The organism is Bifidobacterium saguinibicoloris, assembly GCF_019331725.1.
In the GTDB taxonomy this organism is placed as follows: domain Bacteria; phylum Actinomycetota; class Actinomycetes; order Actinomycetales; family Bifidobacteriaceae; genus Bifidobacterium; species Bifidobacterium saguinibicoloris.
The window spans coordinates 184,052-199,816 of sequence record NZ_JAHBBF010000002.1; the positions used below are offsets into that span (position 1 = coordinate 184,052).

The window sequence follows — 15,765 nt, forward strand, 5'->3', positions numbered from 1 at the left end:
CCACATCATCCGGAAATCCTCGCACTACACGGAAGGGCCTGTCTCCGTGAACCACAGTTCACGGAGACAGGCCCTTCCGCTATCTCGATCCAGCCGAAACCGAACCTGAATCAGACGATCTTCGGCATCGGGGTGGTGAGCGACGTGGTGAGGTTCACGTGGACCAGACCGGCACCGGCGTGCACTTCGACCTTCTTCAGGGTGACGGTGCGCTCGTCCTCCGGGGCGCGGTCGTTGTCGGTCATCGTCGCCGGGGACTTGACGGCGACCAGCGCGAGGTCGGCGAGGGAGAAGCCGGCGGACTCGCACAGCTTCACGGCCTCGTCGCGGGAGGCGAGGAAGCCGTCCTTGAACTTGACGCGGTCGGCCGGAACGCCGTACGCATGCTCGGCGACCCACTTCACGTTCTCGATGACGGACATGCCCTTGTGGCTGTGCGGGCGGGCCGGCATCGAACCGTTGGTGAGCACGTCGACGAACGCGTCGAGCTGCGGGGCGAGCGCCTCGCCGCCGTCGCGGTACAGGTTGCCGATGATCGGGTCGCGGAACTCGAGCTTGGCGGCGGTCTCCTTGAGGGACGGAATCTGGTCGTCCTCGCCGTCCCACAGGTTGACGAGCGGGAACGTCGGGATGTCGAGGCCTTCGAGACGGTTCACGTGGAACGGGTAGCGCCACGCGAGGTCCGGATCGTCACGCCAGGTGGACGCACGGGTCACAACGATCGCGGCGGACGGCCACTGGGCGTCGAACTCGCGGCAGGCGATGTCGAGCCACTTCTGCGCGCCGGCGTCGGTGCCGTAGCCGGCTTCGACGATGACGACGTCGTGCAGCGCGCACGCCATCTCGACGGAGACGAGCGTCGGGATGCCGATGGACACGTTGGCGAACGGGCCGCCATGCACGTAGACCGGGGAGCCGTTGACGGTCTCCGTCTTCGCGGGCTTGACCGCGTCGGCGAGGATGCCGGTGATGCGCCACAGGTCGACGAACTCGCCGAAGGTGACGGCCTTGCCGTCCTTCGTGCCGGCAATCATCTTCGCGACGCGCTGGCCGATCTCGTCCATCGAACGGGACAGCACGACGATCTGCATGAGCTCGCAGGTCGGGGTGAGCACGACCTTCTCCTTGACGTCGCCCTTGCCGTAGTCGACGGCGATGGAACGCAGGGAGCGGGACGGCACTTCGGAGACGCGCGGCACGAGGATGTCGTCGAGCTTGCCCTCGTCGACGGCCTTCTCGGCGAAGGAGACGAGCAGGTTCTGGGCCGCCTCGATGGCGCCCATCTCACCGCACAGACCCCAGTCGATGAGCTCCGGGTGGGTCAGGGAGGCCTTGCCGCCGCCGGACGCGCCGCCCTTGGAACCGGCGGCGGTGATGCCCATGCTCGGCTGGCGCAGCACGGCGGCCGCGTCGATGCCGCGCTTGTTGAGCGCGTCGATGAGGGCGATGGTGGTGGTGGTCTTGCCTTCGCCGCGCGAGGCCTTGAGCGGGGTGTCCGCGGTGACGAGCACGACCTTGCCGTGCTTGCGCGGGGCGTCCGGGTTCTTCTTCAGGTAGTCGAGGTAGCCGAACGCGTCGATCTTCTGGACCAGGCCGTACTGGCTGGTGAAGTCTTCGATGGTGGTCATGGGTTGAGCGCCTTTCCTTTCCAGCGTTCCGACGGTCCGCCCGCGGCATGATGGCCGCGGGAAGACCGCCGATTCCTTCACAGATGTATATCCGACGCACGTAAACGCGATGCTACGCGTGGGATGCGCCGGCGGGACCGATCCGGCGGGACCGATCAGAAGTCGGACATGTGGAAGCCGTTCTTCATGGCCATGCTGCGGGTGAACAGCACGGAGTCGAGCAGCTTGTCCGTTTCGACGCGCAGCTGGTCGGCCATGGTCTGGTTGGCGGCGGCCAGGATGCCGCGCACCTCGTCGTTGCGCACGGCTTCGATGATCTCGTCGGGCTCGAGCGGCTGCACGTCGCCGTCCACGTTGTCCGCCTCGAATTCGGCTTCGGCGGCGGACTCGGCCTCCTCCTCGGCGTCGGTCAGTCCGAGCCGCGCGACCTGTTCGTCGGTGGCGGCGACGAGACGGTGGCCCAGCGCGCCGGTCTTCTGCTGGTAGCGTTCGACGGCGTTCGCGGTATCGGCGAACGCACCGTCGCACAGGGCGGCGATCACGCGGTTCGCCCAGTAGAAGTTCTCGGTGGTGACGCGCGTGGTGGTGTCGGCGAGGTAGTCGGGCGTGGAGTCCACGTTCGGATAGAACGGGACGAGCGTGTTGAACGGGTTGGAGCCGTAGGCCATCCACTGGATGGCGCGGTTGGCCTGCGGACGGTACGGGCGGATCTGCATGACGGCGAGCTGGCTCTGGCGGTTGATGCCGATCGGACGGTACATGTGGCGCGTGTGCTCGTCACCGCGCTTGCCGTACGGATCGTACGGGGTGCCCTGGTAGTGGCCGGAGAGCACGTATTTGATGTCCTCGATGGTCACCTTGCGTTCGGGCTGGCGGGCCCACGGGATGTCGTTGTTCTCCGGGCCGTGGTCAGCGTCGGGGCTGTCCCACACCTCGTCGTACGGGTTGAGGAAGCGCTGCATCCACCAGGCGCGCGGCGTGTTGTACACGTGGTCGGAGTCGGAGTGGGAGCCGAACGCGTCGCGCGGGTTGAACGGCGTGGTGCTTTCGACGGCGAGGTCGAGGTGGTTCTCCTCGATGAACTCGGCGAGGTCCTCGGAACACATGTGGTCCTCCTGCTCGCCGAGCGCGTCCTCGAGGTCGAACTCGTCGATGCCGAGCTGATTCGGCATGGTCACGTACGCCTCGTCCGGCACGCGCTTGGCGATCCAGTGGTGGCCGCCGACGGTCTCGAGCCACCAGATCTCGTCGGCGTCGGAGAAGGCGACGCCGTTCATCTCGTACGTGCCGTACTCCTCGAGGAGCGCGCCGAGACGTGCGACGCCTTCGCGCGCGGTCTTCACGTACGGCAGGACGATGGTGAGGAAGTCCTCCTCGCCGATGCCGCCGGCCACTTCCGGCTCGTAGCCGTCCTCGCCTTCACGGCCTTTGGCGGGGACGAGTTCGACGAACGGGTCGGCACCGAGCACGCGTTCGTTGGTGGTGAGGGTTTCGGTGGCGCTCATCGCGACGTTCGCCTCGTTGACGCCCGCCTCGCCCCAGATGCCTTCCTTGCGGTCCGCGTTCGGCACGGACGTGTACTGCAGCGGATTGTCCGGCAGGTCGATTTCGACGTGGGAGAGGACGGAGCGGTAGTGTCGCGGCTGGTCTTCGGGTTTGATGACGAGGAACTGCTTCGGGTTGAACTCGCCGTTGGCGGAGTCCTCGTTGCGGGCGATGATGGTGGAGCCGTCGTAGCTCGCGTCCTTGCCGACCAGAATGGTGGTGCAGGCCATGGTTGTCTGGTTGTCCTTTCGTTGGTGGTGTCGTTGACGGTTATGCGGTTGGCACGGTCACGCCTTGCCGGTGAGGAAGATGCCGGCCTGGTCCGGCGTCTCGCCGCATTCGCGCAGCTTGTGGAGCAGCTCGTTCATCCAGAAGCCCTGGTTGAGTCCGGGCAGCGGCTCCTTGGTGGCGTAGACGTGCAGGTAGTAGTCGTGGTCCTTGTCCGGCGGCTGCGGACCGTTGTACCGCATGGTGACGGCCGGGTCGTTCTCGCGGCCCACGAACTTGGAGGCGCTGGAGTTGCGGCCCTGCACGGCCTCGGGGATCATCGAGGCCATCTGGCGGGAGAAGTCCGGCGGAATCTGCAGGGCGTGGGAATCGTTGAAGTCGAACATCAGCGCATCGATGGGCAGGTTCGCAACGGTCCAGTGGATCCATTCAAATCCGCAGACGGGGATGGAGTCCGGGTCGGTGAACGTCCAGTGCAGGTAGCGGGCGTCCGGGGAGACCTCGTCGATGTAGAAGGGGAAGGAGATGACGGGCACGCCGCCCGTGCGGTATTCGGGCGCCGCAGCCTTGGCGAAATCGTCCGGAACCACGGTGAAATCAGCTGAGATCTTCATATCCCCCAGTGTATCGCGCGGAGATGCGACGGAGGATGCACACGGACGACGGGATGGCGGAACGACGACGAGTCCGTCCGCCCGCGAACGTGCGGACGGACGGACAAGGAAACGCCGGAAGCGATGGGGAGGACCGCCATCGGACGGTCCTCCCCATCGTGACGCGCCGTGACTCGTCGTCACGCACGCCGCCGCGTGACGTCACACGTGACGTCACGCGTGACGGCGACGGCTCGGCTCATCGCCTGTCACGCCTCGCCTTCAACGTGACGGCGGCGATGACCACGCACAGCAGCATGACCACGGCGGGGACGGCGAGCGCCGCTCCGGTGTTCGCCATCGTCCTGACGGGCTTCACTGCGCCGTCGGCCTTGGCCGCCGGCTTCTTCTCGGCGTCGTCGGACGGCTTCTCCGACGGTCCCGTCGGTTGGTTCGGTCCCGCCGGCTGGTTCGGTTCGGACGGGTTGCCCGGTTCGGACGGTTCCGTCGTCACCTTCTCCAGCGTGCCGGAAAGCGCCTTGATGGCCTTCTCGACGGCCTTGGCGTCGGAGGACTTGGCGTCGTACTTGAGGTAGTCGGTGTCGGTGAGGTTCCCGTAGACCGTGTTCGCTTCGGCAAGGGCCTGTTCGAACGCCTTGCGGCTGGCTTCGGTGTAGGTCATCGCGTAGCCGTCGGCCTTGGTCTTCGCCTCGGCGGCGTCGATCGCGGTCTTCAGGTCGCCCAACTTGGACAGGTCGACCTCCTCGCCCAGCTGGCGGACGGTCTCGGACGTGTCGGCGCCGATGAACTTGCCGAAGTTGGACTTGTTGTCCTTGCCGCTGTCGTCGGTGTCGGTCAATCCAGGGTTCTTGCCGTACACGGCGGTGCCGAGGGTGGCATCGCCGGACTTGCCGTCGACGGTCCTGCCGGCGGAATCCGCGGTGCCGTTGCCCTGGTAGCGCAGGAGGAATTTGCGCGACCAGCTCGTGATGTTCGGGCCGCTGCCCACCGGCGCGCCCACGCCATTGATGATGGTGTTGAACGTGCGGACGGCCTTGGCGTTGTCATCCTTGTTCTTCAGATCGGCGAACGACTGGGTGGTGACGTTCTCGATGATCACGCCCTTGGCGTTCGGCACTTCGACGGCGTTGTCCATCTCCATGGCCGTGGTGCCGGCGCCGGTGTGCTGGTCGGGATCGGTGGGATCGCCGCCGTCCTGGTTGCCGTTCGCCGTCTCGGGACCGGTGTAGATGAACACGTTGTAGATGCCGAGACCCACGGCGTAGTGTTTCTTCACACCGTTGGCGACCTTGTAGGCGGCGTAGCCCTTCACGGTGCCGTTGTGGCTCATCCACTGGTCCTGGGAGACCGGGTCGTAGCACTTCTCGTTCTGGTAGAAGAACGTCTTGCCGTTCTCGCCGTTCCAAAGCGTGTCGTACTCCTCGTGGTGCTCGTTGAACAGGGCGTACGCGGTCACGTCGTCGCCGTTCACGATGAGGCCGTTTCTGGAGTAGTTCCACTGCTTGCCCCAGCCGACGCCGGCACCGTGGTCGGCGCGCCAGATCCAGAAGTGGTCGGCGATTGTGTTGCCGGTGTTGATCTCGATGCCGGTGTCGGCCGAGGTGGTCTCGTCGGTGGTGCCGCCGATGCGGAAGAAGATGTCCTGCAGCTCGATCGGATCCGAAGCGTCGCCGGCGGTCTTCGTGGTGCCCACCTGCAGCAGGTACTTGGAGTGCTTGCCGGCGTCGAGGATGAGCCCGGCGAGGCGGATGCCCTTCTGGGCCTTGTCGGAGATACGGATGGCCGTATCCTCGTTGTCCGGGATGATGGTCGCCATGCCGGTGCCGAGGACGACGACGCCGCTGCGGTCGATGTCGATCGGGGTCTCGGCATGGTAGATGCCGGGCGTGAGGTAGATGTTCCTGCCGGCGGCGATCTGCTTGTTGATCTCGGCGGCGGTGTCGGTCGGCTTGGCGATGTAGAACTCGGAGAGCGGGATGCTCGTGCCCTTGCCCATGCCGTCGTTCGCCTTGCCCTTGCCCCAGCTGACGCCCTTGGCGTTCTCACGGTAGCCGGGCACGAACACCTGGTATTCGCCGTTGTCGTCAAGGTAGAGGAACGGCTTCTCGGCGATCTTCTCGGTGGAGTCGATGGCGGTCGTGACCTGCTGGTTGTTCCCGTCGCCGGCGACGCCCCAGTTGCTGGTGCCCTTGGTGCCGACGAGTTCGGTGCCGGTCTTGCCGTCGGAGCCGGGCACGTTGCTCGCGGTCACGCCCTGCAGGAAGTTGTTGAGCGTGGTGCCGTACGCCGCGCCCTTGAGCTCGGAGTTGCGGGTGTAGAACTGCTGGCCGGATGCGGTGCCGGCGGTGTTGCCGCCGTCATCGCCCTCGAGCTTGGAGTCGGCGGTGTAGCCGCCGGACGCCCAGCCGTAGTTCCAGTCGTAGGCGACGGTGCGGTCGGTCCACACGCGGCGCATCGGCGCGGCCTGGGCGACGCCCCAGTTCATGTAGTCGGGGCGCCAGGACTGGTTCAGCTCGGCGGGACGCGAATCGCCCGGCGCGAACGTGGCGTTGCCGGACTTGCCGTTCTCGGTGCCGGTGTTCTTCACGCCGAGGTTCTCGATGGAGCGCCAGAAGTTGCAGGTGGCGTTGCCCTGCTGGGCGGAGGCACCAGCGTTCGCGGCGAGGTAGGAGGATGTGGAGACGTTGTTGAGCATCGTGTCGGTCGGGACCTTGCCCAAGCCGTTCAACGAGGTGTAGAAGCCCACGTTGATGTTGGAAATCACGTTGCCGTCCTGCACATAGCTGCCGGGCTTGAAGTAGACCTGCCAGTGCTCGCTCCTGAACTGGGCGTTCGCGGCGATGTCGTTCTGCTTGGTGAACAGGTCGGCGAGGACCTTGTCGACCTTGCCCATGTCGTCGGTGGGGGCGAACACGAGCGTGTGGTCGCCGAAGAGCTCACGGTCGAGGGAGGCGGTGGTCTCGGGCAGGTCGGAGACGTCGCCGTCCTCGTTCACGGTGACGACCTTGTAGTAGTTGGCGTACTTACCACCCTCGTCGAGTTTTCCGTCGGTGTAGGTGGTGCCGGTCACGGGCTTGTCGCCGGTGACGCTCACGAAGTCCTTGTCCGCGGCGTAGGCGGACTTGGCGCGCAGCACCTTGTAGCCTTTGGCGCCGTCGACCTTGTCCCAGGTGAGGGTGATGGCCTTGCCGCCGTCGGCCTCGGCGGCCTTCACGTTCGTCGGCGCGGCCAGGCGCACGCCCTTGGCGGTCGTCAGCGCGACGGCGTCGGTCGCGGAGGAGGCCGCGTCCGCGCCGTTGAGGCTCCTGACGGTGATGTTGTATGAGGTTCCGGCGGCGAGGTTCCGGAGCGTCGCCTGGGTGGCGGTCGTCTTGAGCGTGACGGTCGCCTTGCCCGCGTCGGTCGGCGTGGCGTCGATCTCATAGTCCGTGACGAAGGAGTCCCTGGCGGCGGTGAAGCTCACGTCGGCGGTGGCGTTGGTGACGTTGGATACGGTCACGCCGGTCGGCGCGGCGGGCGTCGCGCTCGTGTGGACGATGAAGTGCCCGGCGGCGGCGTCCACGGCGTCGGTGGAGTCGGTCACAACCAGGTTCGTGCCGTCGGACTTGAGGAGTTCGTTGGTGTCGGTGTCCCGGAAGGCGACGGTGCCGTCGCCGGCGGGCACGAGTTTGATGGACTCCCAGCCGCCGTAGCCGCCGCCGTCCTTCACGCAGACCTTGCCGTTGTTCTCCGCGGCGATGCTGGTCCAATCGGTGTTGTTACGGACGTGGCCGCCCTTGAGTCGGGCGTTGCTCTTCCTGCCTTTGACCGTGACCGTGCGGGCGCCGTTCTGGTCGCCCCAGCCGACGATGCTCCACAGCGTGGAGTCGTCGGACGCGTCGGTGAACGTGACGGGCGTGTTCGCCGTTCCGGGATCGGTGACGTATTCGCCGGAACCGACGTAGGCGTCTCCGTCCTTTTTAGCGAGTTCGATTCTGATGTCGTTGCCGAGACCGGTGTCGACGGCCGTCACGGCTTTCGCGCCCGTCTCCGCCGCCTGGGCCGTGTCGACGGCCGTCAGGCCGCACAGCAGCGTGGCGCATGCGACGAGCGCGCCGGCCGCGGCGCGCCATCGGGCCGGAGCCCCTCCCCCGTTGGTGGTTCTCATGGTATTCCTTTCTTCCTTCCTCACCCGTCCTCCTTGGCCGGGTGCATGAACACACAAGTGCATCGATGCATGGGTGCATAAGCATATGAATGAGATCGCGGACGATATGCTCGGCCTCTGGGGCCTTTGACGTCCGCTTCCGTATGCGTAACGCAACGCATACGGCGAAAAAAGAAGGCCCGCCGCATGACTCGACGGGCCTTCGAGAGCCGTCCCGCGGAAAAGGGATTGAAACCGCGGGGGGGAGCTACAGCTTCTCGCCGTTGCTGGCGATCACGTCACGATACCAGTAGAACGACTTCTTGCGCGTCCGCCGGTACGAGCCGTTGCCCTCGTCGTCGGCGTCGACGTAGATCATGCCGTAGCGTTTCTTCATCTCGCCGGTACCGAACGAAATCACATCGATGCAGCCCCAGACGGTGTAGCCGATGACCGGCACGCCATCCAGGTCGATCGCCTTACCGACCTGTTCGATGTGCGACTTCAGGTACGCGATGCGCGCGTCGTCGGCCACGTAGCCGTCGGCGTCGGGCGTCTCGTACATGCCGATGCCGTTCTCGACGACGAAGATCGGCTTGCCGTAGCGCTCGTACAGCGAGCACAGCACGTAGCGCAGGCCGACCGGATCGATCTGCCAGCCCCAGTCGGTGGCCTTGATGTACGGGTTGCGCACCTGGCCCGGCAGGCCGTGTCCGTCGAACTCGTCCACCTTCTCCGCGGAGACGGCGGCGCTCATGTAGTAGCTGATCGAGATGAAGTCGACCGTGCCCGCCTGGATGATGTCGGTGTCGCCCGGCTCCATCTTGATGTCGAAGCCTTCGCGGTCCCAACAGTTCAGCAGGTACTCGGGGTACGTGCCGTGCACGTACACGTCGCCGAAGAGGTAACGGTCGCGCATCAGGATCTCGGCGTGCATCACGTCGTTCGGGTTGCAGGTGGCCGGGTAGATCGGCACCATCGCGAGCATGCAGCCGATCCGGAACGCCGGGTTGATCTGATGGCCGCGCTGCACGACGAGCGCCGAGGCAACGAACTCGTTGTGGATGGCCTGCCAGATCCTCTGCTCGACGGTGTGCTTGTCGGCATGAGGGTCGGGGATGATGCCGGAATCCGTGTACGGGAAGATCTCGGTATGCATCTCCATCTGGTTGTTGATCTCGTTGAAGGTCAGCCAGTAGGTCACCAGGTCCTTGTAGCGCTCCATGACGGTCGAGGCGAACCGGAAGAAGTAGTCGATGACCTTGCGGTTCGAGAAACCGCCCATCTTCGCCAGGTGCAGCGGCATCTCGAAGTGCGAGAGCGTGACGACCGGTTCCATGCCCTTGGCACGGTAGTCCTTGAACAGCTCCTCGTAGAACTTCAGTCCTTCCTCGTTGGGCTGCTCCTCATCGCCGTTGGGGAAGATGCGCGACCAGGAGATCGAGGTGCGGAAGCACTTGAAGCCCATCTCCTGGAACAGCGCGTCGTCCTCACGGAACGTGTGGTAGTAGTCGATGCCGCGGTGGTTCGGGTAGTTGAGGCCCGGCACCACGCCGTCGGCGGTGATTTCACGCTTGACGCCGTGGGCCCCGCCGGTCAGGACGTCGCAGATGCTGGGGCCACGACCATCCTCGTTCCATGCGCCTTCGAGCTGGTGCGCGGCGACCGCCCCGCCCCAGAGAAAGTCGTCGGGGAATCTCATCGTCATCCCCCGGTCTATTCGGCCTTGGCGCCGGATTCGTTGGCGTCGAGACGCTTGTACAGGTCGATCATCTCGACGACCATTGCACGGAACACTTCGGCCGCCATCATCTGGTCTTCGACGTGGGTGAGCAGCAGTCCCATCTTCACCGGGTTGCCGGCCGCCTCACGCTGCACGAGGCCGGAGTGCACGGCGTGGCCTTCGCGGTAGCTCTTGTCGCCTTCCTCGATGGAGGCATTCGCCCCCTCGAAGTCCCCTTCCTTGGCCTTGCCGAGCGCCTCCATGTAATCGGACTTGGCGGTGCCCGCCGCGGTGATCAGCTGGAAGCAGGTGGTTTCCAGATCGAATTCTTCGTCTGCCATTTCGTTACGCTTTCCTGTCTGTCGTTGGTTGCTTCGCTTGTCCCGTCGGCGCGATCACTTGCCGGCGAGCTTGAAGGCGAAGTCGAGGACCTTGTCGCCGCGGGCCATGCCGTAGTCCTGGGGCGCGATGACCTCGACCGGCTTGGTCGGGAATTCCTTCTTGACGTCCTTGAGCATGTAGCGGACCTGCGGGCCGAGCAGGATCACGTCGGCGTCCTGCGCGTTGGCTTCGAGGGTGGAGACCGGCATGGCGGAGATGTCGTTCTCGAGGCCCCGCTTGGAGGAGGCGTCCTGCATCTTCCTGACGAGGATGCTGGTGGACATGCCGTCGCTGCAGCACAATACGATCTTCATGATGTTCTCCTTTGAATATTGGTGATTCGGGATGATGACGTTGATGTTGTTGTTGATGTGAAGAGGAGGGGGCCGGTCGCCCGTCATATGCGGTTCTCGCGGACCGGCCGGTATCGGGGATCCCCGATGTTCGTGCGGATGCCGGCCGTGGATCGTCCGGCCGGGGAGACCGGCCGGACGATCCACGGTCCGCCGGTCACTCGGCGGACTCGGCCTCGGCTTCCTGCTCGAGGTAGATCTTGTCCTGCATCTTGACGAACGGGTAGTAGATGGCCACGGCCATCGCGGCGATGATGACCTGCAGCAGCGCGCACTTCCAGCCGCCGAGGATGAAGCCGGAGATGATCGGCGGGGTGGTCCACGGCACCTGGACGGCGCCGAAGGGCTGGATGAAGCCGATGGACAGGCATCCGTACATGATGATCATCGCGCAGAGCGGGGTGAGCACGAACGGGATCAGCATGATCGGGTTGAACACGATCGGCAGGCCGAAGATGACAGGCTCGTTGATGCCGAAGATGCCCGGCACGATGGAGAGCTTGGAGACCTCACGCAGCTGCTTCGACTTGGCGAAGAGCAGTGCGGCGACGAGCAGGCCGACGGTCAGGCCGACGCCGGAGAACTTGACGAAGCAGTCGATGACCTGCGGGGTCAGGTAGTGGCCGCCGTTCGCCTTGCTCGGGTAGATGCCCTTGTCGAGGAGGCTCTGGTTGACGAGCGTGTTGGCGGTGAGCAGAGGGGTGACGACGCCGGAGACCACGTTGGCGCCGTGGATGCCGCACCAGAACAGCAGGGAGATCAAGATGGCGATGATGATCGCGCCGGCCCAGGTGTCGGTGAGGGACTGCAGCGGAATCTGGAGCACCTTGAAGATGAGCTCAGTGAGGGAGACGCCGCCGAAGACCTTGCACAGGTGGTACAGGATGGAGGAGCCGGTGATGACGATGAGGCCCGGGATGAGGGCGGAGAAGGCGTTGGTCACGCCCTGCGGGACGGACTCGGGCATCTTGATCTTCACGTCGTGCTTGATGCAGGCGGTGTAGACCCAGCCGACGATGAGGCCCATGATGATGGCGGAGATGATGCCGTTGGAACCGGTCCAGTTCTGGACGAACACGCCGGAGACGGCAACGTCCTTGGCGTTCTTGGTGGCGTCGGTGGCGATGTCGATGGTCTTCGGGTCGATGGAGATGTTCATCGACGACGGAGAGACGATGAAGAACGCGACCAGGGAGAGCAGGCCGGCGGAGATGCCGTCGCACTTCTCGTTGCGGGCGTACGCGTAGCCGATGCCGACCGCCACGATGATGGCGAGGATGTTGAAGGTTGCGGTGCTGACCTGGTTGAGCGCGATGTTCCACTGGTCACCGAACGTCTTCGCCATGAAGTCGGCGTAGCCGCTGAACGGCAGGTTCGCGATCAGAAGGAACAGCGAACCAATCAGCGTGGCCGGCATCGTGAGGATGAAGCCGTCCTTCAGCGCCACCAGCGCCTTGAGACTGGCGAATTTCATGAAGCCATTCAGCATCGCGTCGCCGATGTCCTTCATTTTCTCCTTCATTGGATGTCCTTTCTTCCGGGCGGACTACCACATCCGCCCATTCCCGTTGGCGTCATTCAAAGACCATCAAGATGACACAACCATCCGTGTTGTCTACATCTTTAGTAGTTATTTAAACAACGATGATTTAAGTATATATCTTCTTGATATCTTGTCAACTCGGAAACGGCGACGCCGGGAAACGCCACGCAAACCGCGGGCCGCCAACGAAAACGGCGGTCCCGGAACACACCGGAACCGCCGTTCGACACCCAGGGCAGGCCGTCAGCGCATCGAGGCCATCGCATAGAACTTCGCGTTCTTGTAGTGATAGAGGTTCTTCGAGGCGTTGAACAGCTTGCCGTTCGTCAGGAACGCGTCGTCCTCGATACAGATGGCGGGATCGCCCTCGTTCAGTTCGAGCAGGCGGGCGGCGTCGGCGCCCAGCCAATCCATATGGATCACCTTGTCCACGAAGCCGAAGTTCAGTCCGAGATCGTCGTGCACGTAGGAGTACAACGACCCCTTCGCGATGTCCTCGTTGAGGAACGGCACGTATTCCTTGAGATACCAAGCGGTCTCATAGCACAGCGGCTCGCCCTCCACACGGCGCAGACGCACCACGCGCCACACCGGCGAGCCCACCGCGCAGCGCATGCGCTTCGACAGCGCCTCGTCGGTCCTGTCCAACGCCACCTCGCACACCACCGACGTGACGTTGTCCTTGCCGAAATCGGCCGAAATGCCGTACGAGGTGCCGATCGGCATATAGCCGCTGTCACGGCCCTCGCGCACGAACACGCCGTTGCCGCGCACGGGGAAGACCTCCCCCGCCTCAGCGAGCACCGCGATGGCGCCGCGCACGAAGTATCTGGACAGCCCATACTCCTCCATGAGCTGGTCCTCGGTGGGCAGTTTGCCCGTCTCGGAGAATTCCCCGTTGGCGATGCGCTTCTGGAGCTTCAATGCAAGGTCACGCTGCTTGGAAGCCATGACACCCCTCCTGTCCAACACACACGGCGGACCGGGCGGCATTCGGGCGCGACGAATGCACCACAGGTCGACATGCGACATCAATCGTCGATATTGCATATCATCGACTTATTCACATAACCTGGCCACTATATCACGCCGCACGCCGCCGCAATGGAAAAAGCCCGGCCCCGCGGCGGCGGGGAGTGCTCGTCCCGCCGCCCGGGGCCGGGCGGAGAAGGTGGCCCGGCGAAGGGGGTTCCGGGCCACTGGGGTGATGACGCGGCGTCACCCGGAGAAGGGAAAGCCGGGGATTCGTCGCCGCGCCAAGTCTTGTGTCACACGTGCGGTCGGGCCGTGGAACGGCCGCGAACCGCGGGAATCGGATGCCTGCCGGTCGGGGAAGCGAGCGCCCAACCGGCAGGATGGGAATCAGTCGCCCCAGGCCGGCTTGTAGAAGTCGCCGTTGAGGGCGGCCTCGGCCTTGGCCTTGGCCTCCTCGAAGGTGACCTCGGCCAGCGCGGCGCGCACGTCGTCCAGAGCCACCGGGGTCATGGACAGGGAGTTCACGCCAATGCCGGTGAGCACGACGGCCAGATCCGGATCGGCCGCGGCCTCGCCGCACACGCCGACCGGCATGCCGTGGGCGTTGCCCGCGTCCGCGATGAGCTTGATGGCGCGCAGCACCGCCGGGTGCCATGCGGTCTGGTAATTGGACACGGAGCCGAGGATGCGGTCCGCGGCCATCGTGTACTGGGTGAGGTCGTTGGTGCCGATGGAGACGAAGTCCGCCACCTCGGCGACCTTGTCGGCCATGAGGGCGATGGACGGGACTTCGGCCATGACGCCGACCTTCTTCAGGCCGAAGCTCTTGCCGAGCTTGACGAAGTAGGCGGCCTCGTGTTCGTCGGCGACCATCGGGGCCATGACCCACAGGTCGGCGTCGGTCTGGGCGTCGGCGGCGGCGAGGGCCTTGAGCTGGCCTTCGAGGACCTCCTTGTGGACGCGCAGGGTGCGCAGGCCGCGCAGACCGAGGGCCGGGTTCGGCTCGTCCTCAGGGGTGAGGAACGGCAGCGGCTTGTCGGCGCCGGCGTCAAGCATGCGGATGACGACCTTCTTGCCCGGGAACTGGGCGAGCAGCTCGGTGTACGCCTTGGTCTGCTCCTCGACGCTCGGCGGCTCGGCGTTGCCGATGAACAGGAACTCGGAACGGAACAGGCCCACGCCCTCCGCGCCGTATTCGATGGCGGTCTTGCCGTCGGCCGGCTTGCCCAGATTGGCGAGCAGCGGCACGTGGTGGCCGTCCTTGGTGCCGCCGGCCTGACCGCGCAGCTCCTTGGCGCGGGCGGCCTTGGCCTTGGCGTGCTCGGCCTCCTCGACCTGCGCGTCGGTCGGGTCGACGACGACCTCGCCCTTGGCGGCGTTGACAATCACGGTGTCGCCGGTCTTGAGGTCCTCGGCGCCGGCGGCGGACACGACGGCCACGATGCCGCGGGCACGCGCCAGGATGGCGGTGTGGGAGGTCGGGCCACCCTGCGAAGTGACGATGGCGAGGGTCTTCTCGAGATCCAGGCCGGAGGTGTCCGCGGGGGACAGATCCTCGGCCACGAGCACGAACGGCTCGTCGGAGTCCGGCACGCCCGGGGCGGGCACGCCGCGCAGCTCGGCGATGACGCGCTGGCCCACATCGTGCAGGTCCGCGGCGCGCTCGGCCTGGTAGCCGCCGATCATCTTGAACATCTCCTCGACCTGGGCGAAGCCCTCGAGCACGGCGCGTTCGCCGGTCTTGCCGCCGTTGACGAGGTTCTGGATGGAGGTCGCCAGGGACGGGTCGGAGGCGAACATGGCGATGGCCTCGAGGATCGGGGCGGCCTGCTTGGCGCCCTCGTCGCCGTTCTTGGCCTCTTCGGCGCGGCGGTTCAGCTCGGCGTTGACGGTGGCCAGGGCCTTGGAGACGCGCTCGTTCTCCACGACGGCGCTGATGGATGCGTCACGACGGACGTCCGCGGGTTCCTCCAGCGGCGGAGCCATGCGGATGACCTTGCCGACCGCGACTCCACGTCCGATTCCGCTTCCGGTGATAACCATGTTGAGCACTCCTTTATGTCTTGACTTCGTTGCCGGCTTCCCGCGGTCCATCCCGCGGCGGTCACCCTCGCGCACCACGCGTCCTTGACGCCTCGGTAACGCATGCAGGTAATCCATTTACCGACAGTGACAGTATACACAGAAAGACCCGCCGCACAACGCCGGTAATCGATTTCCGCGTGTCGTGTTTTCCTGTGCTATAGTACCTATCAGCACAGGTCAGTGACTGACGTGCGCCCCAACAATTGCTATCGACAAAGGAGTGCTCCTATGGCAACCGCAACCCGTTCCACCGTGATCAACGATCCCGTCGGCATCCACGCCCGTCCGGCCGCGGAGTTCGCCCAGGCCGTCACCGCCTCCGGCTGCACCGTGACCATCGCCAAGGAAGGCGGCTCCCCCGTCCCGGCCGGCTCCATCCTGTCCATCATGGGCCTGGGCATCAAGCAGGGCGACACCGTGAACCTGACCGTCGACGGCGACAACGCCGAGACCGTGGCCGACTCCCTGGTCGAGACCCTCACCAAGGCCGAGTGACCCACCGGGGCGCATACCGCCCCGCACCTACAGACTTCGATGCGCGCGAAAGCGCAATCGCGACGCACC

Annotated in this window: 11 protein-coding genes; 1 reads left to right on the forward strand and 10 read right to left on the reverse strand. The window is 65.2% G+C overall.

The window, feature by feature from the left end:
- Positions 1 to 110: 110 nt before the first annotated feature.
- The 10 genes from KIH78_RS02615 to ptsP all read right to left on the reverse strand — a co-directional run bounded on the left by KIH78_RS02615 (position 111) and on the right by ptsP (position 15,159).
- Positions 111 to 1,628: a formate--tetrahydrofolate ligase gene (locus tag KIH78_RS02615; RefSeq protein ID WP_214311726.1), complete on the reverse strand. Its 1,518-nt coding sequence runs from the start codon at positions 1,626 to 1,628 to the stop codon at positions 111 to 113.
- A gap of 155 nt (positions 1,629 to 1,783) precedes the next feature.
- A complete protein-coding gene (locus KIH78_RS02620) occupies positions 1,784 to 3,403 on the reverse strand; it encodes a C69 family dipeptidase (protein ID WP_219131102.1) in 1,620 nt (539 codons plus the stop codon).
- Between the two features lie 57 nt (positions 3,404 to 3,460).
- Positions 3,461 to 4,015: a YbhB/YbcL family Raf kinase inhibitor-like protein gene (locus tag KIH78_RS02625; protein ID WP_214311711.1), complete on the reverse strand. Its 555-nt coding sequence runs from the start codon at positions 4,013 to 4,015 to the stop codon at positions 3,461 to 3,463.
- 238 nt (positions 4,016 to 4,253) lie between these two features.
- Positions 4,254 to 8,162: a fibronectin type III domain-containing protein gene (locus tag KIH78_RS02630; protein WP_219131103.1), complete on the reverse strand. Its 3,909-nt coding sequence runs from the start codon at positions 8,160 to 8,162 to the stop codon at positions 4,254 to 4,256.
- A 247-nt stretch (positions 8,163 to 8,409) separates the two neighbouring features.
- Entirely contained in the window at positions 8,410 to 9,849 is a 1,440-nt protein-coding gene (locus tag KIH78_RS02635) for a 6-phospho-beta-glucosidase (RefSeq protein WP_219131104.1), read from the reverse strand.
- A gap of 8 nt (positions 9,850 to 9,857) precedes the next feature.
- Positions 9,858 to 10,205: a PTS sugar transporter subunit IIA gene (locus KIH78_RS02640; protein ID WP_214311707.1), complete on the reverse strand. Its 348-nt coding sequence runs from the start codon at positions 10,203 to 10,205 to the stop codon at positions 9,858 to 9,860.
- 54 nt (positions 10,206 to 10,259) lie between these two features.
- A complete protein-coding gene (locus tag KIH78_RS02645) occupies positions 10,260 to 10,559 on the reverse strand; it encodes a PTS sugar transporter subunit IIB (RefSeq protein ID WP_214311705.1) in 300 nt (99 codons plus the stop codon).
- Positions 10,560 to 10,755: 196 nt separating this feature from the next.
- Positions 10,756 to 12,120: a PTS sugar transporter subunit IIC gene (locus KIH78_RS02650; protein WP_219131105.1), complete on the reverse strand. Its 1,365-nt coding sequence runs from the start codon at positions 12,118 to 12,120 to the stop codon at positions 10,756 to 10,758.
- A gap of 264 nt (positions 12,121 to 12,384) precedes the next feature.
- On the reverse strand, positions 12,385 to 13,092 hold the full coding sequence (locus tag KIH78_RS02655) for a GntR family transcriptional regulator (protein WP_214311702.1): 708 nt from the start codon (positions 13,090 to 13,092) through the stop codon (positions 12,385 to 12,387).
- Positions 13,093 to 13,503: 411 nt separating this feature from the next.
- Positions 13,504 to 15,159, reverse strand: a complete 1,656-nt coding sequence (gene ptsP, locus KIH78_RS02660; RefSeq protein WP_214311700.1) for a phosphoenolpyruvate--protein phosphotransferase — start codon at positions 15,157 to 15,159, stop codon at positions 13,504 to 13,506.
- Between the two features lie 270 nt (positions 15,160 to 15,429).
- On the opposite strand from ptsP, the gene KIH78_RS02665 reads away from it, so the two are divergent.
- The gene (locus tag KIH78_RS02665; protein WP_214311698.1) at positions 15,430 to 15,696 is read left to right on the forward strand and encodes an HPr family phosphocarrier protein; all 267 of its coding nucleotides are present in this window, start codon (positions 15,430 to 15,432) and stop codon (positions 15,694 to 15,696) included.
- Positions 15,697 to 15,765: the final 69 nt, after the last annotated feature.